A 22,545-nucleotide genomic window follows, 5' to 3' on the forward strand; every position below is an offset into this window, starting at 1 on the left:
GTCAGTGGTCCTCCGCTTCGGCGGGTGTGGCCATAAAGCGAATCAGCTGGCGGAACTGCTCGGCGTTGCAGTCCATACAGAGCCCGTAGGGTGGCATGCCACCGATACCAGAGACCACGTTATCCACGAGGGTTTCCATGCCTTTGGCCAGCCTTGGCTGCCAGGCCTCGCCGTGGCCGGTCAAGGGGGCATCCGAGGTGCCTCGGGCGTGGCAGGCCTGGCAGGACCGCTGGTAAACCGCGGCCAGTTCCGGGCTCGCCGGGCTGCTGTTGGCGGCATGGGCCTGAACGGCAGCGGATGGGCTGTGACCGCCATTACAGGCAGCCAGGCCGATGGTAATGGTGGCCACAATGGCCCGAGGCAGATGCTGGTGCAATCTCATTCTTGTTATCCATAACGCGATCATGTGTCACGTTTAGTGTCATCGATCCCGACTGAAACTGCAAATCCTTCTCGACTCATGAGCCGTAACTGTCTATTTTTTGTATAGGAAGCTTGAGGCGACAAGGAAATTGGCATGCAGCCAGAACGGCCGGATTATCCGGGGCTGACCCGACTGAAGGAAAGCCACAGTCCGCGAAGACGGGCGCTGTGGACAACACTGGTGTATCTGGTGGCCGGGTTTATCTGGATTACTTTCTCGGATCGTATCGTCGAGCTCTGGTTTCCAGATCCCCGCATGTTGTCGTTGGTACAGACCTGGAAAGGGGTCCTGTTTGTGGTGGTGACCGGCCTGGTGCTGTTCACGGTGATTCTGCGCCAGCTCAACAAGGATCGCCTGCTGCTGTCCCTGCAAGCCGACCAGCGCCGGGCGCTCCGTCGCCGTGAACGACAGCTGACGGTGCTGATGGATAACCTGCCCGGTATGGCCTACCGCTGCCTGCCCGACGAAGACTGGACCATGTTGTTCGTATCGGCCGGGTGTGCCGATCTCACGGGGTATCAACCTGAGGAGCTGATTCGTAATCGAATCACCAGCTACGCGGCCCTGATGGATGAGGAAGACGCCGGACAGGTCGCGCAGGACGTGGAAGCGGCGGTCCGCAAAGATGAGTCCTTTTCCGTCGAGTACGCCATTACCCGCAAGGACGGACGGAAGATATGGGTCTGGGAGCGGGGCTGCGGCGTGCTGGATGATGACGGCACCATGGTGCTTGAGGGCATTATTCTGGATATTTCCGACCGCAAGCAGCTGGAAAACGAGCTCGAAGCACTGGCGACGCGGGACTCACTGACCGGCGTGCTCAACCGCCGGGAGTGCTCACGGGTGCTGATCGAAGAGCTGGAGCGGGCGCGTCGGTACAACCGTCCCCTCGCGTTGTTGTGGATCGACTTCGACCACTTCAAGGAAATCAACGATACCTGGGGCCACGCTGCAGGGGATTCCGTGCTCTGTTCCATCAGCAGTCTGCTCGAGGACAGCGTTCGCAGCGTTGATACCCTGGGCCGTTTCGGGGGCGAGGAGTTTGTCCTTATTCTGCCAGAAATGGACGTTGCCGAAGCGGAGGAAACGGCTGAGCGGTTGCGCCAGCGTGTCTGTAATCACCCGGTTGCCCTGGAATCCGGTCACAACATTCGATTGACCATCAGTATTGGCGTGGCGGTTTTTCCCGACCATGGCGATACCCTGGATGCACTTTGCGCTGCTGCCGACAAGGCGATGTATCGGGCCAAAAAGCAGGGTCGGAACTGTATCGCCATGGCACAGGCGGTTCAGTCAGTCCATAATGGTTTCAGATAGTCACGTTTTCCGGCCCCGGTCGAAAAACCTCTGGCGCACCAACCAATAACAAGACTGATAAGGCGTTTATCATGCATTCACTCGCCCGCCGTGCCCTGCATACCTGTAATGTGCCTCGGGACCTGAACCCGGTGACATTTCGCGACACCGCCGGTGAACATCCGGATCGGGTCGGGCTCGACAGCAATGCCGCCGAAGCCGTCTGGCGCAGTGTTGAGGCCCTTTACAGAACGGGCGTGCATCCCGGTATTCAGTTGTCACTGCGTTATCGGGGTGAGCAGGTATTGCACCGGTCGATCGGGCACGCCCGGGGTAATGGTCCCCACGATCCGGCCTCGTTGCCGCGCATTCCCATGACCACCGACACCCCGATCTGTTTCTTTTCCGCCTCCAAAGCAGTCACCGCGTTACTGATGCATATGTTGTCCGAGCAGGGGCTGGTCAACCTGATGGACCCGGTGTCCTACTATTGCCCGGAATTTGCGCGTAACGGCAAGCGCACGATTACCGTGCACCAGATTCTCTCCCACCGGGGCGGTATCCCCGCGATACCCCGGGAAACCCCGATCGACGTGCTTTGGGACCGCGACGAAATCTGGCGGCTGCTCTGCGCCGCCAAGCCAGTCGAAGTGGACGGCGCCAAGGTGGCCTACCATGCCATTACCGGTGGCTTTGTGTTGCAGCGGGTTCTGGAAAAGGTAACCGGCGACACTATCGAAAGCTACCTGGATCGTTACCTGCGCCGCCCCATGGGTATGAAATGGTTTACCTATGGCATAGCTCCCGAACACCTGCACGAGCTGGCCAGCAATTATGCGACCGGGCCGACACCCCGGTTTCCGGTGTCCTGGGTGGTGAACCGCGCCTTGGGCGGTGATATCCGGACGGTGGAGAAAGTCACCAACGACCCCCGCTTCCAGGAGGCGGTGATCCCCGCCGGAAATCTGTGCGGCACGGCCGAAGAAATGGGGCGCTTCTTTCAGATGATGCTCAATGGTGGCAGTTGGGATGGCAAGCGCATCTGCAGTGAACTCACGGTTCGCCGTGCCATCCAGCAATTTGGCTCACTGCAGATGGACAGGACCATGCTGGTGCCCATGCGATTCAGTGCCGGCATGATGCTGGGCAGCAATCCTGTTGGCCTTTGGGGCCAGCAAAGCCGCTATGCGTTTGGCCATGTCGGGCTGATCAATAAACTGTGCTGGGCGGACCCGGCCCGGGACATTTCCGTCAGCCTGTTGAACACCGGTTTTCCGATTGTGGGTCATCACTTACCAGCCCTGGCTCGTTTCGTCTACACTGTCTGCAAACAGTTCCCGGTGTTGCCGGAAAACCAGCGGAGACTGGTGGCCGCCTGAGCGTTTCATTAAGGCGTCAGGCCTTGGCGCTCAAGGCCTGACGCCAGAATCTGTCAAAAAAAGTGAAAGCTTGTTCATTGTAATTGCACTTTGTCTGACAGTTCGGCACACTTGGTATCAATCAATAAGGATGTTTTCCACACTCATTGGACGAGGTTAACTATGGAAAAGCCGCAATTTCCCCCGCCTGAGCAGCGTAGCGTCAAGCTTGATCAGCACGACAGTGTGCGTTCCCACGTGCAACAGCAGATCTGCGATGAGGTACAGCGCCTGGAGCGTCGTATTGAAACCCTGCGCCTGACCAAAGCCCCCCACGCAGCCATCATGATTTCCACCTACGAACGGATGATCTGCCGAAAAAAGGGCTTTCTGCAGAACTGGGACCTGTAACAGGCCCAGTTCTGCAGAGACGATTGCTACTGTCGGTCAGGTGTTGATTCTGCATTCCAGGACATCAGGAATTCCGTTTCCGGCTGATTGGCACAGTTTGCCGGATTGCTGACGGTTGGAATGTCATCGGCGTTCTCGTAATCGGCTGGATCTTCCTCTGGATCCGGAATTCTTGCCGGTTCGTCGTTGGAGACGAACAGATGGACCTTGCTCATGCCGTAATCCAGTTCAATGCGGAGACAGTCCGGGCTGTCGTCCTCCATATTGAAGCCGTGTCGGCTGAAATCAATGACCGCCTGATCCGGACTTTTAATATACAAGGTATCTTTCTGGGTCGTTCCGATGAACTCCTGGCGCAGTTCGATGCCGCCGTAGTCCCGTGACACGTAGTCTGCCGTCGCGTATTCCGGCTGGTTGTAGCCAATGGCGCTGAATGACGCTGCACTGAACCTTGAGCCTGCGAGAACGCTCAGCAATTGTGGTTGTTGATCCCGGTTTTCAGCGTCGACGCTGCGGGCAACATACTGGACAGTGCGATAAACATGCCCGGTTTCGCTGCCAGCCTGATAGCGCCAGTCCAGAGTCTGATAACGCCATTCCCGGGCATTCAGAGGTCGGTTTTCAAGGGTCGCAGCCTGATCGGTAAATCGGATGGAGGCCTGATTGGAGCGGGAGTTATAGGTGCCTGACTCACCGGCTTCAATGCGCCTGCGGATATAGTCCCGCCCTTCATCAAAATTATCGACGCGCCCTACGCTGATCACCTGGTTCATCAGATCGAGAGGGTTACGAACCTTGCGGTAGCTTTTTTCGTCGCTGGTGGGCTCGCCACCGATAAACCGGTCGATATGGCGACGGATTTCGGCAGCCGTTGCCTGGTAGTCCTCTGTCTGGTCCGCACCGTTCGGCTCGATACCGGGATAGAAATCAGCAAACCGGGTTTTGCTCAGGGTGTTCGGGGCACGGTCTGTATCCGCGAGGTCAAAGGTTCTGAAGGTGAGATCAACATTACTGGCCGGATTCAACGTCGATGAGGAATCGCCGCCACTGTCTACCCGACAACCGCTGAGTGTCAGTAACGTGAGTGAAACAGCGGCAAAAAGGCAGGAATGTCTCATTTCAGGTGACCCCGGGGTGCGAAAAAGCGTGTGAACGGCTAAAGTGACGAGTGCTGACAATAAACGATAAAGCACGCAGCTACCCGCGCGGAGATCACATTTTGCAGCAACGGTTTGCCCATATCCCGGTGCGGACGGTGGTTCTGCTCCTGTTTCTGGCCGCTCTGGTTTTGCCATCTGTGGCGAAGGCCCAGAATGCCTGCCGGGATGGGCAGATCATGCTGGATCACAACACCGGTAGCATTCCGAATCTGGGCGAGTGCCTGTGGTACCTGGAAGATCCTGAGCAGTCACTGACGATTGATGAGGTTCGCGCCGTAGGCGAGGACACGCTGACCCGTCACCAGGGTGGAGTGCTTAACTTCGGTTATACCGGCTCGGCCTACTGGACCCGCTTCGACCTGAGCACCCGCCGTTTAACCTCGCGGTCGGACTGGATACTGGAGCTGGCGCTGCCACTGGTGGACGACGTTCGGCTGTATCTGGTTCGGGATGGGCAACTGGTGGAACAACGCCAGACCGGGTATCTGGACAGCTGGGACGAACGGGATCTGGCCGTGCCAAACCCGACCTTTCGGCTCAGATTGTCGCCAGACACCGTCACCACGGTTTTCCTGCGCATTACCAACACCAACACCTTCCGCCTGCCGATTACCCTCTGGCACCCGGACAATTACATAGAAAAGGTCTCCATCGACGAAGCCGTACGCGGGCTGCTGCTGGGTGCCATCCTGGCTATCCTGGCTTACAACCTGTTTGTAGCGGTGTCGGTGCGGGAGCGCAGCAACATCTACTACGTGCTCTACCTGGTATGTGCGGCGGTATTCATCGGTACCGAACAGGTGCACGGGGTTCAGTTGCTGGATAGCCGGCCAGCCTTGCTCAACAAGGAATACCTCCATTTCCAGATTATTCTGACCTGGTTCTTTGGCCTGTTAATGGCCCGTTCGCTGCTGGAAACCCGGCAACGCTCGCCCGATCTGGATCATGTACTCCGGTTATGTCTGACCTCTGTCATCACCACCTTTGGTTTGTCGTTTTTCATGCCCTATTCGGTGGCCATGGAATGGATTGTGGTCGGCTCGATTCTGCTCAGTATCATTCTGATTGTGGTCAGTTATCTGTCCTGGCGCTATTACAACCCGGCAGCACGCTCTTATTTCTTTGCCTGGACCCTGGCCCTGATCGGGTTTGGTATCTATGCGCTGACGGTGATGGGTTACCTGCCGCTGAATACCTTTACCAGCTATTCGCCACAGTTCGGCCTGACGGCCCAGATCATCCTGTTTTCCTTTGCCCTGGCTGACCGAATCAAGCAGGTTCAGGGCGAGGCCCTGGCCTGGAACCAGCGCGCTCTGGCGAACCTGAGGCGTTACCAGTCACTGTTTGATAACGCCATTGAGGGCGTGTTCCAGATGTCTCCGGAACGGCGGTTTGTAACCGCCAACCCGGCCATGGCCGAGTTGCTGGGCTACAGCAGCAGCCGTGAGCTGCTGGTGCGAAACCCGGATGTGCTGGAAACCTGCATTGCCGACGAGCGGTTGCGGCGCCTGGTGGTCGAGCAACTGGAAGCCCGGGGCACGGTCAAGGGGATTGAGGCCCGTTACCTGACCCGTCAGGGCGAGGAGCGCTGGGCCACTATCTCCCTGCACACGGTGTATGATGCTGAGGGCCTGCCCATGCATCTCGAAGGCACCTGTATTGACGCCACCGAGAGCCATCAGCGCCTGCAGATCGAGCGGGAGCGGGAGCAGGAGCGGCTTGAAAAAGAGCTGGCCCGGAATTCCGCTCAGGCCAAGAGCCAGTTCCTGGCCAATATGAGTCATGAAATCCGGACCCCGCTGGCGGCAATCATCGGCTATGGCGAAACCCTGCTGGACCCGGATCTGAACGAAACCGAGAAACGCAGCAGTGCTGAAACGGTGGTTCGCAGCGGGCGTCACCTGCTGGAGCTGGTGAACGATATCCTCGACCACTCAAAGATCGACGCCAACAAGCTGGATGTTGATGTGGTGCCGGTCAATCTGCCGGAGTTACTGGATGAAATCCGCGCCTTCTTCGCCCCCCGGGCCCGGGAAAAGGGCCTGGATTTCAGTATCATCTGCGATTATCCCCTGCCCGAGAAGATCCGGACCGATCCAACCCGTTACCGACAAATTATCATTAATTTGTGCGGAAATGCCCTGAAGTTCACGGAAAATGGGTCTATCTCCCTGATTATTCGCTGTGACCGGGGCGCCGAGAAGCTTTACGCCCGGGTGGTGGATACCGGGATTGGCATGAAGCCTGAACAGCTGGACCGTCTGTTTGACCCCTTTGCCCAGGGCAGCACCGCAATTTCCCGCCAGTATGGCGGCACGGGGCTCGGCCTCAGTATATCCCGGAGGCTGGCGGAACTGCTGGGCGGCGATATCCGGGTGTCCAGCACCTATGGTGAAGGCAGTGAATTTGAAGTGTGCATCAGCACCGGTGAACTCGCGCAGGTTCATTTCCTGCGGGATGCCTCGGAATTCAGCCAGCGGCGCCGGGCCATTGCCATGGTCATGGCGCCCCGGTTGTCGGGCCGCATCCTCTGTGCCGAGGATAACGATGTAAACCGCCGGCTGGTGTCGTTGCTGGTGGGGCGCACCGGTGCCGAGCTGGTGCATGTCAGTAATGGCGCGGAAGCCCTGGAGCGCGCCACCCGCGAGCACTTCGATCTGATTCTGATGGACATCCAGATGCCGGTGATGAATGGCCGGGATGCCACCCTGGCGTTGCGGGAAGCAGGTGTTAACACCCCGGTGGTTGCGCTTACGGCCAATGTCATGGCCGAGGATATCGCTGAATATCGTCTGGCGGGATGCAATGATCACCTGGCCAAACCCATCGACAAGCAGCGCTTTTACGAGGTATTGGCCCGTTACCTGGCGTTGTCGGCGGAAACGGCGGTGGGTTCGGGTCACCGGTACAGCGGCAAGGTGCTGGTGGCCGAAGACAACGATGATAACCGTGGGCTGGTGGAGCGGATGCTCCGCCGCACCGGCGCAGAGCCCTTGCTGGTGACCAATGGGGAAGAGGCGGTTCGCCGGGCCCTGTCGGAAACCGTGAAACTGGTGCTTATGGATCGCCACATGCCCGGCATGGACGGCGTTGCGGCCACCCGGCTTTTGCGCCAGGCGGGCTTCCGGCGGCCGATCATTGCCTTTACCGCTGGTGATCAGGCAGAGAATGAAGCCTTGCTGGAGGCCGGTTGCGACGGGGTGCTGAACAAGCCCATTGACCATGCCCACCTGCAGGCTCTGCTGGATCGCTATCTGCCGGTGGAACAATGGGTCGGCGAGGCGGTTGACGATGACATTAGTCCGCTGGTGAACCGTTTCCTGGATGGCCTGGCTGAGCGAAAGCGTCGCATGGAAGCCGCACTGGCCCAGGGACAGTTGCAGCAATTGCAGTCCGAGAGCCATCAGATCAAGGGCACAGCCGGTGCCATGGGCTATCCGTTGATGACAGAACAGGCAGGGATACTTGAGCGATGTGTACGCTCAAGCCCCGGAGAGAGGGGGATGATTCGACAGGAACTGACCATCCTGAACGCCATGATTGACCGGGCCCTTGAGGGTCACCAGAGGTCGTCGAAAACCACAAAGGAACAGGCCAATGAGCGATAACCAAAAACAGGAACATTATTCCCTGAGCATGATGTATGGCACATACGCCGACATACTGTTCGTACTGTTTCCGTTTCTTGTCATTGCCATGCAGCGGCTCTGGGATGGCAACCTGTACCAGTCCCTGATGCGGCCCGACCTGAGTATTGCTGCGGCGATTCTGGCCGGCCTGGCTATCGGCAAGTTTGTGCTGGGGTTGGTGACCAATCGCGATCTGGGGCGCTACAAAGAGCGGATTGTGTTTTTTATTGCCCTGACGCTGTTCGTGGTCCTTGGGCCGGCCATCATCCTGATCCTGAGTATGACCGGGAACTCGGAGATTCCGGGCTTTGTGGCCTTTGTGCAGCCGGTACTGCTGATTGTCTCCATTTCCCTCTATACAACGGCAGTCAGCATTGCCAATATTCTCACCCGGGTGACCGCGCCACCGTCCGTCGGTGACCATGGCGGGCCCGCCGGTGATGAACCGGTTGATGTCCGCCCCGGGCCCGCACCTCTGGACTTGCCGCGCCGAACCGGCAACGATACCTACTGAGCCAGGGCACAGAACAGGAGAGTGTAATGAGTGATCTCAGAGTACTGGTGGTCGAAGATGAGCCGGTGATGCGGGAGCGTCTGGTCGACATGCTTTACAAAGCCGGTGCTACCAGCGTGTCTGAATGTGCGGATGCTGCCTCTGCCAGGGCGGCGTTCGAGGCCAGTGAGTTCCAGATCATTCTGCTGGATCTGGGACTGCCGGATGGTAACGGTCACGAACTGATGACCCGTTTCAAACAGGTTCGGGAGAACCAGCATATTGTGCTGGTCACCGCAGACGATTCCATTGAGAGTATTCAACGTGCCATCAGTGCCGGCGCGAATGGCTATGTGGTGAAGCCCTACTCCCAGGAAAAGATTTACGATGTGGTGAACAACTACGCCATGGTCCATGGCGGTGATCTGTCGATGATGGATGGGCTGAACCGGCATCATTGACCGGTTCAGCCTGCGGCTTTGGCGGCACGTCTGATCAGGCTACCTGGCGGGCAATCCAGGAATTGTAGCGGGTCGCAAGAGCCCGGACATATCGGGCTTCGGCGCCGTCCAGATTGCTGAGTACGCCTTTGAAAATCCAGCCCCGCTCATACAGACCCAGCACCCGCTGCTCGTCATCCAGATTGACTCGCTGATTGAGTTTCTTGCAGATTGCATCCAGCAGCGGCAGCTTCTCCGGGCGCTTGATCGGAGCCTGACGATTGGTCATGGGCTGGTTCGCTGCACGTGATGTCGGATGTCTTCTCATGATGTTCTCCTTGTCGTTTTGCGGCTGCAAAAACAGAAAACCCCGGAGCCTCACAGGCAACCGGGGTCTGGCGGAGAAGCTGCCCCGGTTACCGCAACGGCTCCCGGGACTGACCGAAAGCCGTTAGCTGTCTTTCACCATGGCACGCACGGCCTGCCCAATCTGGCAACCGGCGGCTGAGTATACGGTGTGCTTTGAAATCATCCTGGTCATATCGGCTCTGTGGATTCGGTTCAGTCATCAGTGTATCGGCAATTGGACGGTTTGCAATAGCCCTGTTCATTCGGCAAACCCGTACAGACGCACCGGCGGGAAATCCTCATACTTCGCCTTGTCACGTGTTTTTACGTTGTGCAATCCGCGGTACCTGCCTGGCAGGTATCGGATGGATCTCTCCTTTCTACGCAGCCCGTTGGGCTGCGTTTTTTTTTGCCATCTCGGAAAGTTCGTAGCCACTACTTCGTACAGCCATCTATGGCGGCTTTGGCGATAATTCAATCACTCAATACATTCAGTTATCCAATTGATATCCAGAGGTTGAAACCGAAGAAAATGCCCGAAGAACCCGGACCTGCCCGTAACAAGTTCCGTTCTGATTTTATTGTCGAGATTGCCCTGATTGTCGCGGTTGCCGTTTATCTGGTGATGGCGCAGGGGCAAGTGGTGGGAGAGAACCTGTCCTTTACGGTTACTGGCGCCGCGCTGATGGCACTGGCCACCTACTGGACACTTCATACCATCCGAGATGGCCTGGAAGTTATTGCACTGCGGCTTCGCCCCGGCAAATAACCCGTTCCCAGGTTTTGTGCAGGATGAGAGCATCGTTGGCTGCCCGGTGCACGGGCAGCCCGAGTTCGGCAATCACCTGCTGGCGGATGCCTGACCAGTGGCGTACCTGGCCTGGGTCGAGCAGCATGGAAATGGATTCCAGTTGAAATGCCGGAACCTCACCGGCAGCCCGGAACAGCCTGTGTAGCCAGAAGCTGTCGAAGGTCCAGGCGTCACAGAATACCTGCTCCGGCAACAACTCGTTTAATTGCTGAGCCACCTCGCTAACCGGCATGCCTTCCTGCACCAGCCGTTGCCGTGAAATTCCGTGAATGGTTTCCGCGCTTTCAGACCAGTCCTGCCAGAGCACATGGGGCTGAATCAGCCAGCTGTGCAGTGCCCCGTCGGGCATGCAGATGCCTACCTCAATCGGGTAGCTGGCGATCAGGTCGAGGCTGGACGCCTCAAAGTCAATAAAGGCCGGGCTGAAGTCTGAGCTCATTGAATCGGTGCTGGTGCTTTGTCGTTTTCTTTCGAGTTTACCCCTGATCTTGCCAGGACGCGAACCCAACTCGGTTTGTCACTGTTACAATATGGCCACGCTTTGTAAAAGCCCGATGACACACCCTTCTGAAAAACTGGTGCTGACCCCTCATGACTGACTCCGTTGTCGTTATCTATTCCGGTGGTATGGATTCTTTCACACTGTTGCACCTGGCCCGCGCCAGGGGGCTCAAGGTACATGCCCTGTCCTTCAACTATGGCCAGCGCCACGTGCGGGAACTGGATGTGGCAGCGGCGGTTTGCCAGGCTGAAGGTATTCCCCACAAAGTGATTGATATCCGTGCCATGAGTGAGGTGATGTCCGGCTCGTCTCTGACGTCTGACATCGAGGTGCCTGAAGGCCATTATGAAGAAGACACCATGAAAGCCACGGTGGTGCCCAACCGCAACATGATCCTGTTATCGCTGGCTACCGGGTATGCGGTGACCACCGGAGCGGGCGCGGTCTGGTATGGGGCCCATGGCGGGGACCATGCCATTTACCCCGATTGCCGGCCGGAGTTTGTTGAAAAAATGGATGCCGTGTGCCGGGTGGCTAACTACGAGCCCGTGGGCATTGAGGCACCCTTTATGGCCATGGACAAGGGCCAGATCCTGGCAGAAGGGCTCAAGCTGGGCCTCGATTACAGCCAGACCTGGACCTGCTACAACGGCCGCGACAAGGCGTGCGGGCGTTGTGGTTCCTGCGTCGAGCGGCTGGAGGCCTTTGCCGCCAATGGCGTCACCGATCCACTCGCCTACGAGCGTCTTGCCTGATGTACCGCGTCAAGGAAGCCTTTTACACGCTCCAGGGTGAGGGCGCCCAGGCTGGACGCGCGGCGGTGTTCTGCCGGTTCAGCAAATGCAATCTCTGGACGGGGCGTGAGAAAGACCGGGCGAATGCGGTGTGCAATTTCTGCGACACAGATTTTGTCGGTACCGATGGTCAGAATGGCGGCCGCTTCGACACCCCGGATGCCCTGGCCGCCCATATCCGGTCACTGTGGCCGGATGCTCCTGGCCGGCCCTATGTGGTCTGTACCGGTGGTGAGCCTTTGCTGCAGCTGGATGAGCCTTTGATCACGGCCTTTCACCGGGCCGGATTTGAGGTTGGGGTGGAAACCAACGGCACACTGCCCGCGCCCGAAGGTATCGACTGGCTGTGTGTCAGCCCGAAAGCCGATGCCGAGGTGGTCATTGCCGAGTGTGATGAGCTGAAGCTGGTCTACCCGCAGCCGCTGGCGCCACCGGAGCGATTTCTGCACATCCGGGCGAGGCATTACTTCCTGTCACCTATGGCCTCACCGTCTGTGCCGGAGGGTGGGCCGGATGCCATCAAGCAAAGCAATACCCGCAAAGCCACCGACTACTGCCTGTCGCATCCGCAATGGCGGTTAACCTTGCAGATGCACAAGATTCTGGGCATCGACTGAGTCAGGCGGTTTCTGCGGTCTGCAGTTCCCGGTTGCGAAAGTGGCTGGGGCTCAGCCCCGTCCAGCGTTTGAACGCCCGGGTAAAATTGGCGGCGTCGGCATAGCCCAGGCTGTCGGCAATCTGGCTCAGATTCATGGTGGTGCTGGCCAGCAGATCCCGTGCGCGCTCCAGGCGGACCTGGTCCACAAGGGCCTGGAAGCTGGCTTCTTCTTCCTGCAGCCGGCGTTTGAGGGTGCGCTCTGAAACATACAGGGTGGAGGCCACCCGGGCCAGTTTTGGCGGAAACGGGTGGCTGGTTTCGATCACCCGTCGAACACGGCAGGCAAACCCGGCATCTTCTTTTAGTTGTTTCAGTGCCGTTTCGCATTGTTCCCGCGAACTGACCGCCAACTGATCGTTACTGAACTGCACAGGCAGATTGAGCTGGCTGGCAGGAATCACCAGGGCATCTTCACTGGCGCCGTAGTCCACCGGCACCCCGATGGAGCGTCGGAACCGGTGAAAGTGGTTGGGTTCCGGGCCCCGGCGCAAAACCTGTGTCCCGGGCACCGGGCTGCCAGTGAGTTGTGCCCCCATGGAAACGCAGCCGAACAGCACGGCATCCAGAACGAATCCCTGCAATGGGCCTAGCTCGATATCGCATTTGACCGCGTACCAGACATTGCTGCCTGCGACTCGCTTCTCTACCTTCAGATGCGGTGCCCGCAAGGTGAGATAACGGGTCATCAGCTCCAGAGCCTCGGCCAGCGTGCGGCTGCTCATGACAGCGGTACCCAGTGCACCATGCAGGGGCAGCTTGAGCTCCCTTGCCAGCAGGATACCAAGTCCAGGTTCACCACTTTCAATGATGGCCCGGGTCACAAACTCGCTGGCCTGGGCCTGGCTGACCCGAAGTTCGGTGGAATTGAGCCGGGTGGGATCCAGCCCGACTCTCAGAATCAGGTCCCGGTCATCAACACCAATGGTATGAAGCAGCTCGGCCAGGGTATGCAGGTAGATGGCCGGCATGCCCAGATCCTGAGAATTGGAAACAGAGGCGCGCATGATGTTCCTCGTCAGCGTGTGTTGTTGTTATGTAAGGGAGCTCGTTGGAACCGATTATGGCGCTTTGCACGGTTGAGCCCCATGACTTCGCTGACGGGTCAATGGGCCAGAGAGGCCAATTGCTTTATCTCGCCTGTCGTTGAACAAATTCCTGCAACACCCTGGCGGATTGGCCCGGGCGCTCCAGCATGGGCAGGTGGCCGACACCCGGGAACACGTGAACTTCCGCATTGGGTGTAGCGGTACGAAACCAGTCTACGCAACGGGTTGGTGTGATCACGTCGCGATCACCCCATTGCACTTGCAGTGGTGGAGTGTCCGGGCCAAGAAATCGCGCGGGGGCCAGGGCATCGGCCAGCATATCGTTGAAAATATGCCGTAGCGACGCTTGCCGTTTGAGCAGGTCGGGACCCAGCAGGCCGGTCATGGCCAGCCCGGGTACCGTGGGCTTGCCATTCCCGACGCTGTTGAACATGCGGTAAACGCCGGCCCAGTCGCCAGGAATAAGAATGGCATCGCGATCAGACTTGAAGGGCGCGTTGATATCCACATCCGGGTGTTCCGGAATGCCGGCGCTATTGAGCAGTGTGACCGAGCGGGGTGGCTGGTTCAGCTTATGGGCGAGGATCGCGGCAATGGCACCGCCCATGGAACTGCCCGCCAGATGCAGGTTGTCGCCCGGGTATTCAGACAGCCAGTCCCTCAGCCGCTCTGCCTGGCGTTCGTAGCGATAGCTGGCCGCGGGCTGATACTGGCTTTCGCCCAGCCCCGGCAGGTCCGGAATCAGCAGATGCCAGTGCGAAGGCAGCTTCTGCATCCAGAGCGCCCAGTTCTCCTTCATGGAGGCAAAGCCATGGATAAGCACCAGGGTCGGACGCCCCGGGCCGGGCCGGCCGCGTTCCAGAAAAATCATGCGATGACCGTCCACACCGGCTTCCCGGCGTTTGGCTCTGAGCAGCCAGCGTTGTCCGGTTCGGGCCATGGGCCAGAGATCGGGTACAGGGATCGATGCCACGGGCATACCTCATTACTGTGAATGCCTTGTCAGTTTAACGCGGCGCGGGCCGTGCGCTATTGCCCGGCTGCCGGACTCCGGAGGCGGTGCAGCAAGTCAGCGGGTGGGAGTGAGGTTCAGATCGGTCAGCACGGGATTGTGGTCAGACGATCGCCACGGGCCCGACTGATCCGGGGTCTGACGGTAGCTCAGCGCCCGGGGCTCATCAGCGTTGATGTTCCAGGTTTGCGCCTGCTCAATCCAAGGCATCAGTGCCGGGCTGGCAAGCGCGTAATCAAGGGTACCTTTCTGGCCCTGGTACCGGTAGGTATAGTGCTCGCACTGCATTGGCAGGCAAGGGTAATACTGGTGTACCAGGCTGGTGAAACCGGCTTCCTGGAACCGTTTGACCGGCGCCTCGCGGGCATAGCTGTTGAGATCGCCAGTGATCAGTACGGGTGTGGTTTCGGGATCTCCGGCCAGTGCCTGGAGCCAGATCACGATAGCGTTGGCGCTGAGGGTCCGCTGCCGGTTGTAGCAGCCCTGCCCGTCGCCCTGATCCTGTTCTCGGGCCGCTGCATGCCGGCAGGATTTTGATTTCAGATGTGGTACTACCACCCAGAACGTCAGCTCACTTCCCCGGGCACGGAATGCCTGGGCGAGTGGCGGGCGGGACGCGCCTGGAAGTTCGCCTGGTCCGGGCCTGTAAGCCGGGCCAGTGGGGCGGACCCGGGATTCCCGATACAGCAAGGCAGTGCGGATGGCATCGTTGCCGTCCCGGCCCGGCGTCTGTACGACTGCCCAATCAGCGCCGAGCGTCCGGGCCAGGCCAGCCGCCGCACTGTCTGGGCCGTAGCCGTCATTTTCCAGTTCGGTCACGGCAAGGATGTCGGGGTGCGCGTCCTGGATGGTTCGGGCGAGTTTACGGTTCTGGGTCTGAAACTGCTCGAGCGATGATGCGCCCCGTGGCGTGGGAAAGCCCTTGCCCTGCCCGTCGCCATTGAAGTAGTTCTGCAGGTTCAGGGTCATGATCCGGATACTGTCCGTTGATTTGGTCGGCGCTTGTGGTCTGGGGTTACGGGCCTGGAAACGTGGTACAGCGCCCGGTTGAACCCGCCACTGGCCAAAGCGGTAATCCAGTACGCCCTCCAGTTCTGACACGATATCGCCGGCCCGAACGGTATCGCGTTCTAATAGCCAGGGCACCGGCGTCGGGTTTTGCTTGCCCAGGCCGTCGTCCAGGGTTATCCGTTGCGCCAGGTTTTGCTGTTCCAGTGTGCGGGCAGCCGGACCTGGCGCTAACTGTTCTGTGGCAATCACCTGATCGCTGGCCGCCAATGCCAGCTCGCCGTACCTGGCCAGGTTGTAATTATCGATGACCGTCAGGGGCTCGTCGAAACGCACCCGCATGTTTTCCAGGCTTTCGGGCGGTTGCGACCAGGGTAGCGATACGTTGATCGGCGCTGGCAGGGGTGCCTGGCCGCAGACTGAAAGGCTGTGCACCGGTGCCAGTTCGGTCAGGCCGTGAAACTCCTTGACGGTGCCGGTAACCCGCACCCGCTGACCCACGGTGCCAGCGGCTTTGCGGGTATAGACAAACAGTGCTTCTGAGGTGGCTGGATTGTCATCGGTCTGGTGATCGGCCTGCTGCAGGTAGAATCCGGAAAAGCCGCCAGGTTTTCGGGCATCCAGTACAAGAATGCCTTCTACGGTCACGGTTTGGCCGATCAGTGGGGATTGGTTGCCGGTGCCCTGTACCTGATGGATGGGCGTGGCGGAAGCTCCACAGCGGTTATCGGCATGCGCCTGGAGTGGCGTCGCCGATAACACGAGCCCCAGGTAAAAAAGGGCAGTAAAGGTCTGGAGCGGTCTGGTCACGGGGCCAGTCTAGCAGAGACCGGCCACCGCCTTGAGTGCCCGTTCGCGTTTGCTGCCAAAACCGAGCTGGTCCGGGTTGGCCAGTTCTAGCTGCTGAACCAATGGGTCTGGGTGGCTGTTTTCGTAGGTGATGCCTAGTCGGGACAGCACATAGGGTGCCAGGGCTGCTCGGGTTTCGATGTGCAGCAGGCCATTGGTCATGCCGTAGTCGCGGGCGATGATCTTCTGCTGGGCTTCGGTCAGGCGCTGGTCCGGGGTGATCTCCAGTGTCACCTGCCGCTGCCAGTCGTCATCCTGCTGGGCGTTGTGCCGGGCTTTCTGACGCAGGGCTTCAATACGGCCGTGGAAGCGACTCAGGGCAAAATCCCGGAATTCCCGGTTGGCGCTGCACCATGCCCGAACGTGCCAGCTGTTGCCGGAACAGACCAGAGCGTGGGGTTCCAGCACACTTTCGGCGGCTTCCGGGCGACTCAGTGATACGTAGCTCGCCTTCAGCTGGCGATGATAACGGGTAGCGGTCACCACGGCCCGCATAACTTCCGGTTCTATATGGCGGGCCGCCTCCGGGATGACGGCGTTGCCGGGCAGGCCCAGTTCAAGATCGGAGAAAGTATCACTCAGATTCTGCTGGCGGGCCAGAAGATCCTGATACTCGGATACGGCGCCCCGGGTGACCACCGGCTTGAAATTGTCAGAGGGGACATAGCCTTTCAGGTGCCGGTCGTAGACCAGATTGCCGGGAGCCAGTTCACGAAGATAAGTATTGATGTCCTTGGAAGCCTGCTGTCGACCGATACCAAAGCTGTGACAGATATGGTTGGTGGTCAGCCGACCCTCCCACAGGGCGATAATCTCGATCAGGCGATAGCGAAGCAGTAAATCCCAACGAATGGGCCAGTCCGTTTTCTTCATAACCAGGCGCTCACGGTCCAGTAGATTGCATGGCAAATATGTTACCTGCTCCCGCCAATCGGGTCTGTTACGACCCATTAATGTAAAACATTGTCAAATGGCCTGCCAGTGCGGGCTCGGGGTCTCGGCAACTCCCTAGTGGCGCGGCTATAAAGAGGTTGGTTAAATGCTCGCCAGCAGACAATCTATAATGTTGCTATCTTTTCTTTTTGTTACCCACTGTAATCGCGACAGGCAGAATTCCGATGACCCGAATGGTTGCGTCTTTATCAGCGCTGATACTCAGTATTGTCCTTCTGGTCAGTGGCAACGCCTTTCTGATGACTCTGTTGGGCATTCGCCTGAGTATTGAAGAGGTTTCGCCAGATGTGATCGGCTGGGTGCTGGTGTGCTACTCCATCGGGTTTGTGCTTGGCACCTTGTATGTGCACAAGATTATTGGCCGGGTGGGTCACATCCGTGCCTTTGCGGTGTTCGCAGCCATGGCGGCGGTCACCGCACTGATGTATCCGATGGCTATTTCCATGGTGTTCTGGGCCGTGCTGCGGGTGCTGTCCGGGTTCAGTATTGCCGGGGTGCTGGTGGTCATTGAGAGCTGGTTTTCCAGTCGGGCCACCAACGCGAATCGCGGCGCACTCTTCGCGGTCTATCAGATTGTCTTCTATCTTTCTGCCGCCGGCGGCCAGTTGATTGTCAATGTCGGTGACCCGGCCAACTTCCTGCCGTTCTCGCTGGCGGCCATGTTGCTGACGCTGGCATTGATTCCGTTGTCTTTGACCCGGATGGAGGCGCCGGTTATTGAACAGGCCAGCCGCATGTCGGTGTTCAAGCTGGCGCGCGAATCGTTTTCGGGCGTTGCCGGGGCGCTGATCTGTGGGGTGATGATCGGTGGCTTCTATGCCCTTGGGCCGGTTTACGCCACGCTGGTTGGCCTGGATGTGGCGCGCACCTCTACCTTTATGGCCAGCGCGATTGTGGCGGCCATGCTTCTGGCCTGGCCGCTGGGACGGCTGTGCGACCGTTTTGACCGGCGCAGGGTCATGTTCTGGGTGGCGGTGGCCGCGTCGGCTTCCGCGGGCGGTGTGGCGGTGCTTGGCGCCGGTAACCTGGCCTTACTCACGCTTTTGGTAGGGCTGTTCACCGGCCTGTCGGCCACTATCTATCCGATTGCCGTGGCGATCACCAACGACCGTATGGACAGCAACCGGATAGTCTCGGCCAGTGCGACCTTGCTGCTGAGTTACGGTATTGGCAGTGTCATCGGCCCCATTGCCATGGCAGAGCTGATCAGCCTGTTGGGTCCGGCTGGCCTGTTCTATGGCAATGCGGGGTTCCTTCTGGTGTTGGCGGTGATTACCAGCTACCGCATCAGCCACACCGAAGATGTTCCGGTGGAAGAGCAGGAGCATTTCGTTCCGACCATGCCGGAAACCTCACCGGTGCTGACCGAGATGGATCCCCGGAACACCGAGTTTCACGAGTCACCGGAAGTGGAAGAAATGCAGGAGGAGCTGCGTCAGGCCGGTTGACGCAGCTTTCGGTTTTCCCCAATTATATTTTTGTCTTCACATCTGTTTTTATTTCAATGGTTAGCTTACTATTGGTGAATTTCCAATAAGGTAAGTCTTTTGTCGGTTTTCGGGGTGGCGTTTGCTTGTCCCATGCCGGATCACCATCAGGAGTAATGAACCATGAGAGATCAGTTTCCGTTTGCCGTTGCCCGGGTAACCCGCCGCTGGCGCAAAATGCTCGATGAACGCCTGAAAGATCTGGGTGTTACCCAGGCACGTTGGAGCACCATGGTGTATCTGCAGCAAGGTGGTGAAGGCCTGACCCAGCGTGAACTGGCCAGCCTGATGGCCATTGAAAACCCGACCCTGGTACGTTTGCTGGACAGCCTCGAGCAACAGGGGCTGATTGAGCGCCGCCCATGCCCCAACGATCGTCGCGCCCGTCGCCTTCACCTGACCAAGGCCGGTGTCGAGTTCATGGATGAGTTGTCAGAGCGAGCGGCCACGCTCCGCGAGGAGATGCTTGACGGCATTTCCGACAAAGACATTGAGGCATCGCTCAAGGTTTTCCACAAGATCATGGAAAACGCCGAGAAGCAGAAGTGAGCCTTGGCTGATCAATCCGTAGAGGGCCTGCGGGCCCGATATGGTGACCGCTGGCGCTGGCTGGCGGTGCTTACCGTGGTGCTCGGCACCATGGCCACGGTGCTCAGTGCCACGGTGGTCAACGTTGCCCTGCACGATATCATGGTGGAGTTCGGTATCCGCCAGGGCCAGGTTCACTGGCTGGCGACCGGTTTCATTGCCGCCATGACCACCACCATGCTGGCTTCGGCGTGGCTGCTGGACCGCTTCGGTGTCCGCAAGACCCTCAGTGCCGCCATGGCCATGTTCACGCTGATTTCCCTTGCCGGTGGCTTCGCGCCCACGCCGGAATTGTTGATTGCCGCCCGGATTGGGCAAGGGGCCATGGCCGGGTTGATGCAGCCCATGGGCATGTATCTGGTGTTCCGGATTTTTCCGGCTGACCAGCGCGGCCGCGCCATGGGCATCTATGGTATGGGGGTGATTCTTGCGCCGGCTCTGGGTCCGGTCCTCGGTGGTTTTCTGGTGGATCAGTTCCACTGGCGCTGGGTCATGTTTGCCCCGGCTCCGGTCACCCTGCTGGGTGTGTGGATGGCCTTGCGCTTTCTGCCGTCACCACGGTCCCGTCCGGCTCCCTACATGTTCGATCTGTCCGGTATGGTTCTGCTGGGGGCCGCGGTTGCTGTAACCCTGGAAACGCTTAACCGTCTGCAGGACTGGCCCGGCGACTCTGTGCGTATTGCCTGGCAGGGTGCGTTGGCTGCGAGTCTGATTACTGGATTTATCGTACATGAACGCCGCACAGCCCATCCGCTTATCCGGCTGGCGTTGCTGCGGGAGCCGGTTTTTCTGTATGCAACCCTGGGCGCTATGGCGCTGGGCCTGGCGCTGTTCGGTTCCACTTACCTGATCCCGCTATTCGTACAGACTTCCCTGGGTTTTTCGGCCACGGAGGCGGGCGTGCTGATGTTACCGGCAGGTATTGTGCTGGGGATGGTGTTCCCCGTGGCTGGCAGGCTTGCCGACAAACGCAGTGCCCGGGGGCTGGTGCTGTTTGGTATTGCCATGTTTGCCTGCTCGGCCGTGTTGTTCGCCGCCACCGGGGCGTTGGTCGGTTTTGTCTGGCTGGCGCTGTGGGCAGTTGTGGGCCGAATCGGTATAGGCTTTATGTTGCCAGCGCTGTCGACGGGCGCTCTGAACCCGCTCGCGCCGGAACAGCTGGGTGCAGGTTCCAGTACGATCAATTTCGCCCGTCAGCTGGGTGGTGCGCTCGGGGTGAATATCGTTGCCCTCACCATCGAGTTCGGCGAACACGAAGGCGGGCTGCCAACCGTTTCAGCCTTTGCCTCGGCCTGGTGGCTGGTTGCGGTATGCGTGGCGCTGGCGGCGGTGCCGATCTGGAAAATGCGGGCCTGAGGCCGGGAGTTGCCTTGTTTGCCGCTATTCATTACTATGGCCGCACCTTCGGGGGAGTAGCCTCTGCACCGGTGATCCGGGGCAGACGGTGGTCAACATACTTGCAGCTCAATCTGCATGGCCATCGTGTTCCTGAACAGGAACTGGCAAGACCTGAGGCAGATCACCTCCAATGGGCGGAAGGTGGGCTGTCTCATGTCTGAATTGTCTCCGCCCTGAGGTTCTGCTGAATGGATGCTTTTCTCGCTTCGACGCTTGCCGTTGCCATCGCTGAAATTGGCGATAAAACCCAGCTGTTGTCTCTCTTTCTGGTTGCCAGATACGCCAAACGTACCCCTATCATCCTCGGGATTCTGATTGCTACCGTGCTTAACCATGCCCTGTCCGCCTGGCTGGGCGCCTGGGTTGCGCAATGGATTCCGGAGGCCTGGCTGCCCTGGATCCTGGCCGTCAGCTTTGTTGCCATTGCCCTGTGGCTGTTGATTCCAGACAAGGATGATTCGGAGGACTCGAAATTCCTGGGTATGGGTGCCTTCATGGCCACGACCATCATGTTCTTCCTGGCGGAAATTGGTGATAAAACCCAGATTGCCACGGTGGTCCTGGCCGCACGGTATACCGACACGTTCTGGGTTATCATGGGTACAACGGTGGGTATGCTGTTGGCCAATGTGCCGGTTATCATGGCGGGTCGCTGGCTGATGGAACGCCTGCCGCTGGCCATGGCGCGAATCAGTGCGAGTATTCTGTTTGTGGCCCTGGCCGTGGTGACGGTCTGGGCCACGGTAATGAACTCCTGAGCCGGACGCCGGTCATTGAGTGTGAGAAATGTTGTTACGGGAACCCAATCTTATGCGGTGGAAAAGCTGGTTGCTTGTTGTCATTGGTGTCAGTCTGCTGTGGCCGTTTTCCTCAGTGCAGGCCGCCCGGGACACAAACGGGCCGGAGGCATCAGAACGGGTGCCGGACCGCTCCCCGCGGGTTCCTACCTTTCAGCCCGACGGTGACCTGGCGGGAGAGCTGCAGGTGTTCAATACCGTCTATGAGGACACCTTTGCCGGCATTGGTAACAAGTTGGCCCTGGGGTACCTGGAGTTGGTGAAGGCCAATCCCGGTATTGATCCCTGGCTGCCGGGCGAAGGCACCATGATCACTCTGCCCCGCATGTATGTGTTGCCCGATGTTGAGCGCGAGGGCATCGTGATTAATCTGGCTGAATACCGGCTGTATTACTTCACACCGGATGGCGGGGTGCAGGTGTACCCGGTTGGTGTGGGCACTGAGGAAAACCCGTCGCCGCTGACCAATGCCAAAGTAACCATGCCACTGGAGTCCCCGGCCTGGTACCCGCCAGCGAGCATTCGTGCCGAATATGAGGCGTCGGGAGACTATCTGCCGAAAATGATCCCACCAGGCCCGGGCAATCCCCTGGGTACCCATGCCCTCATGCTGAGTGAGAAAGGCTACCTCATTCACGGCACCAACAAACAGTTCGGTGTCGGTATGCCGGTCAGTCACGGCTGTTTCCGCATGTACAACGAAGATATTTCACGGTTTGTCTATCAGGTGGAGAAAGGCACGCCGGTTCAGGTGATTCGTGAGCCGGTCAAGATCGGTATGGCCAGTGGTGAGGTGTGGCTGGAAGTGCATCGGCCCCATGAGGACTATTCGGCCCGCGACCGGGAGCGCCTGTGGGCTCAGGTATTTGAAAAAGTAGAGAGCTTCCGCCAGCAGCATCCGGATGTGGATCTTCGCCGCCGTTCCATTGAGCTGGCGGTGGATCAGGCCGATGGTCTGCCCACAATGATCGGCGAGAAGCTGACCCGGATGGCATCCGAGGATTCGGTTGAACCGGCAGAATCCGAGAAACAGGGCAAGCCGGAACAGACCCTGTATTTCTAGTCCCCCTGGTAAAGGAACA

Annotated in this window: 22 protein-coding genes; 14 read left to right on the forward strand and 8 right to left on the reverse strand. The window is 58.9% G+C overall.

The window, feature by feature from the left end:
- Window position 1: 1 nt before the first annotated feature.
- Window positions 2-382, reverse strand: coding sequence for a c-type cytochrome (locus MARHY_RS00405; RefSeq protein ID WP_041654417.1), 381 nt, complete (start codon window positions 380-382; stop codon window positions 2-4).
- A 135-nt stretch (window positions 383-517) separates the two neighbouring features.
- Between MARHY_RS00405 and MARHY_RS00410 the strand changes: the two genes are divergently transcribed.
- The 3 genes from MARHY_RS00410 (at window position 518) to MARHY_RS00420 (ending at window position 3,489) form a co-directional block, all read left to right on the forward strand.
- Window positions 518-1,741, forward strand: a complete 1,224-nt coding sequence (locus MARHY_RS00410; protein ID WP_014420074.1) for a sensor domain-containing diguanylate cyclase — start codon at window positions 518-520, stop codon at window positions 1,739-1,741.
- A gap of 71 nt (window positions 1,742-1,812) precedes the next feature.
- On the forward strand, window positions 1,813-3,099 hold the full coding sequence (locus MARHY_RS00415) for an EstA family serine hydrolase (RefSeq protein WP_014420075.1): 1,287 nt from the start codon (window positions 1,813-1,815) through the stop codon (window positions 3,097-3,099).
- Window positions 3,100-3,261: 162 nt separating this feature from the next.
- Window positions 3,262-3,489, forward strand: coding sequence for a hypothetical protein (locus tag MARHY_RS00420; RefSeq protein WP_022991822.1), 228 nt, complete (start codon window positions 3,262-3,264; stop codon window positions 3,487-3,489).
- A gap of 26 nt (window positions 3,490-3,515) precedes the next feature.
- Here MARHY_RS00420 and MARHY_RS00425 read toward each other — a convergent pair whose 3' ends face one another.
- Window positions 3,516-4,607, reverse strand: coding sequence for a hypothetical protein (locus tag MARHY_RS00425; protein WP_014420077.1), 1,092 nt, complete (start codon window positions 4,605-4,607; stop codon window positions 3,516-3,518).
- Window positions 4,608-4,708: 101 nt separating this feature from the next.
- Here MARHY_RS00425 and MARHY_RS00430 point away from each other — a divergent pair, with 101 nt between their 5' ends.
- Genes MARHY_RS00430 through MARHY_RS00440 form a run of 3 tightly spaced genes read left to right on the forward strand, consistent with a single transcriptional unit; the run spans window position 4,709 to window position 9,232 of the window.
- The gene (locus MARHY_RS00430) at window positions 4,709-8,257 is read left to right on the forward strand and encodes a 7TM diverse intracellular signaling domain-containing protein (RefSeq protein WP_041654418.1); all 3,549 of its coding nucleotides are present in this window, start codon (window positions 4,709-4,711) and stop codon (window positions 8,255-8,257) included.
- Entirely contained in the window at window positions 8,247-8,792 is a 546-nt protein-coding gene (locus MARHY_RS00435; protein ID WP_022991825.1) for a hypothetical protein, read from the forward strand. The genes MARHY_RS00430 and MARHY_RS00435 overlap by 11 nt, the downstream gene beginning before the upstream one ends.
- Window positions 8,793-8,818: 26 nt before the next feature.
- Window positions 8,819-9,232, forward strand: a complete 414-nt coding sequence (locus MARHY_RS00440) for a response regulator (RefSeq protein WP_011783682.1) — start codon at window positions 8,819-8,821, stop codon at window positions 9,230-9,232.
- A 34-nt stretch (window positions 9,233-9,266) separates the two neighbouring features.
- Here the strand turns inward: MARHY_RS00440 and MARHY_RS00445 are convergent, their stop codons facing one another.
- Entirely contained in the window at window positions 9,267-9,539 is a 273-nt protein-coding gene (locus MARHY_RS00445; RefSeq protein WP_011783683.1) for a hypothetical protein, read from the reverse strand.
- 552 nt (window positions 9,540-10,091) lie between these two features.
- Here MARHY_RS00445 and MARHY_RS00450 point away from each other — a divergent pair.
- On the forward strand, window positions 10,092-10,328 hold the full coding sequence (locus MARHY_RS00450) for a hypothetical protein (protein WP_014420082.1): 237 nt from the start codon (window positions 10,092-10,094) through the stop codon (window positions 10,326-10,328).
- On the opposite strand, the gene MARHY_RS00455 is transcribed toward MARHY_RS00450, so the two are convergent.
- On the reverse strand, window positions 10,297-10,809 hold the full coding sequence (locus MARHY_RS00455; protein ID WP_014420083.1) for a 3'-5' exonuclease: 513 nt from the start codon (window positions 10,807-10,809) through the stop codon (window positions 10,297-10,299). The two genes, MARHY_RS00450 and MARHY_RS00455, sit on opposite strands and share 32 nt — an antisense overlap.
- Window positions 10,810-10,961: 152 nt before the next feature.
- Here MARHY_RS00455 and queC point away from each other — a divergent pair, with 152 nt between their 5' ends.
- Together queC and queE are read left to right on the forward strand one after the other, a co-directional pair.
- Entirely contained in the window at window positions 10,962-11,627 is a 666-nt protein-coding gene (queC, locus tag MARHY_RS00460) for a 7-cyano-7-deazaguanine synthase QueC (RefSeq protein ID WP_014420084.1), read from the forward strand.
- Window positions 11,627-12,283 carry a 7-carboxy-7-deazaguanine synthase gene (gene queE, locus MARHY_RS00465; RefSeq protein WP_014420085.1) on the forward strand — a complete coding sequence of 219 codons (657 nt, stop codon included), beginning with the start codon at window positions 11,627-11,629 and terminating at the stop codon, window positions 12,281-12,283. Before queC ends, queE begins: the two co-directional genes overlap by 1 nt.
- A gap of 1 nt (window position 12,284) precedes the next feature.
- Here queE and MARHY_RS00470 read toward each other — a convergent pair whose 3' ends face one another.
- The 4 genes from MARHY_RS00470 to MARHY_RS00485 all read right to left on the reverse strand — a co-directional run bounded on the left by MARHY_RS00470 (window position 12,285) and on the right by MARHY_RS00485 (window position 17,112).
- Complete coding sequence (locus MARHY_RS00470) at window positions 12,285-13,328, reverse strand: AraC family transcriptional regulator (protein WP_014420086.1); 1,044 nt, start codon at window positions 13,326-13,328, stop codon at window positions 12,285-12,287.
- Window positions 13,329-13,452: 124 nt separating this feature from the next.
- A complete protein-coding gene (locus MARHY_RS00475) occupies window positions 13,453-14,343 on the reverse strand; it encodes an alpha/beta fold hydrolase (protein ID WP_023008084.1) in 891 nt (296 codons plus the stop codon).
- 96 nt (window positions 14,344-14,439) lie between these two features.
- On the reverse strand, window positions 14,440-16,200 hold the full coding sequence (locus MARHY_RS00480; protein ID WP_014420088.1) for an ExeM/NucH family extracellular endonuclease: 1,761 nt from the start codon (window positions 16,198-16,200) through the stop codon (window positions 14,440-14,442).
- 9 nt (window positions 16,201-16,209) lie between these two features.
- On the reverse strand, window positions 16,210-17,112 hold the full coding sequence (locus tag MARHY_RS00485; RefSeq protein ID WP_014420089.1) for a helix-turn-helix transcriptional regulator: 903 nt from the start codon (window positions 17,110-17,112) through the stop codon (window positions 16,210-16,212).
- A 245-nt stretch (window positions 17,113-17,357) separates the two neighbouring features.
- Here MARHY_RS00485 and MARHY_RS00490 point away from each other — a divergent pair, with 245 nt between their 5' ends.
- From MARHY_RS00490 to MARHY_RS00510, 5 genes are all read left to right on the forward strand, one after another.
- On the forward strand, window positions 17,358-18,641 hold the full coding sequence (locus MARHY_RS00490) for an MFS transporter (RefSeq protein ID WP_041654420.1): 1,284 nt from the start codon (window positions 17,358-17,360) through the stop codon (window positions 18,639-18,641).
- A gap of 162 nt (window positions 18,642-18,803) precedes the next feature.
- A complete protein-coding gene (locus MARHY_RS00495; RefSeq protein ID WP_011783693.1) occupies window positions 18,804-19,229 on the forward strand; it encodes a MarR family transcriptional regulator in 426 nt (141 codons plus the stop codon).
- A gap of 3 nt (window positions 19,230-19,232) precedes the next feature.
- A complete protein-coding gene (locus MARHY_RS00500) occupies window positions 19,233-20,624 on the forward strand; it encodes a DHA2 family efflux MFS transporter permease subunit (RefSeq protein ID WP_014420092.1) in 1,392 nt (463 codons plus the stop codon).
- A 230-nt stretch (window positions 20,625-20,854) separates the two neighbouring features.
- Window positions 20,855-21,424 (forward strand): TMEM165/GDT1 family protein, encoded by a 570-nt coding sequence (locus MARHY_RS00505; protein ID WP_011783695.1) that lies wholly within the window; start codon window positions 20,855-20,857, stop codon window positions 21,422-21,424.
- Between the two features lie 52 nt (window positions 21,425-21,476).
- Window positions 21,477-22,526, forward strand: coding sequence for a L,D-transpeptidase family protein (locus MARHY_RS00510; RefSeq protein ID WP_041654422.1), 1,050 nt, complete (start codon window positions 21,477-21,479; stop codon window positions 22,524-22,526).
- Window positions 22,527-22,545 lie beyond the last annotated feature (19 nt).

Source organism: Marinobacter nauticus ATCC 49840, from assembly GCF_000284615.1.
Lineage (GTDB): Bacteria > Pseudomonadota > Gammaproteobacteria > Pseudomonadales > Oleiphilaceae > Marinobacter > Marinobacter nauticus.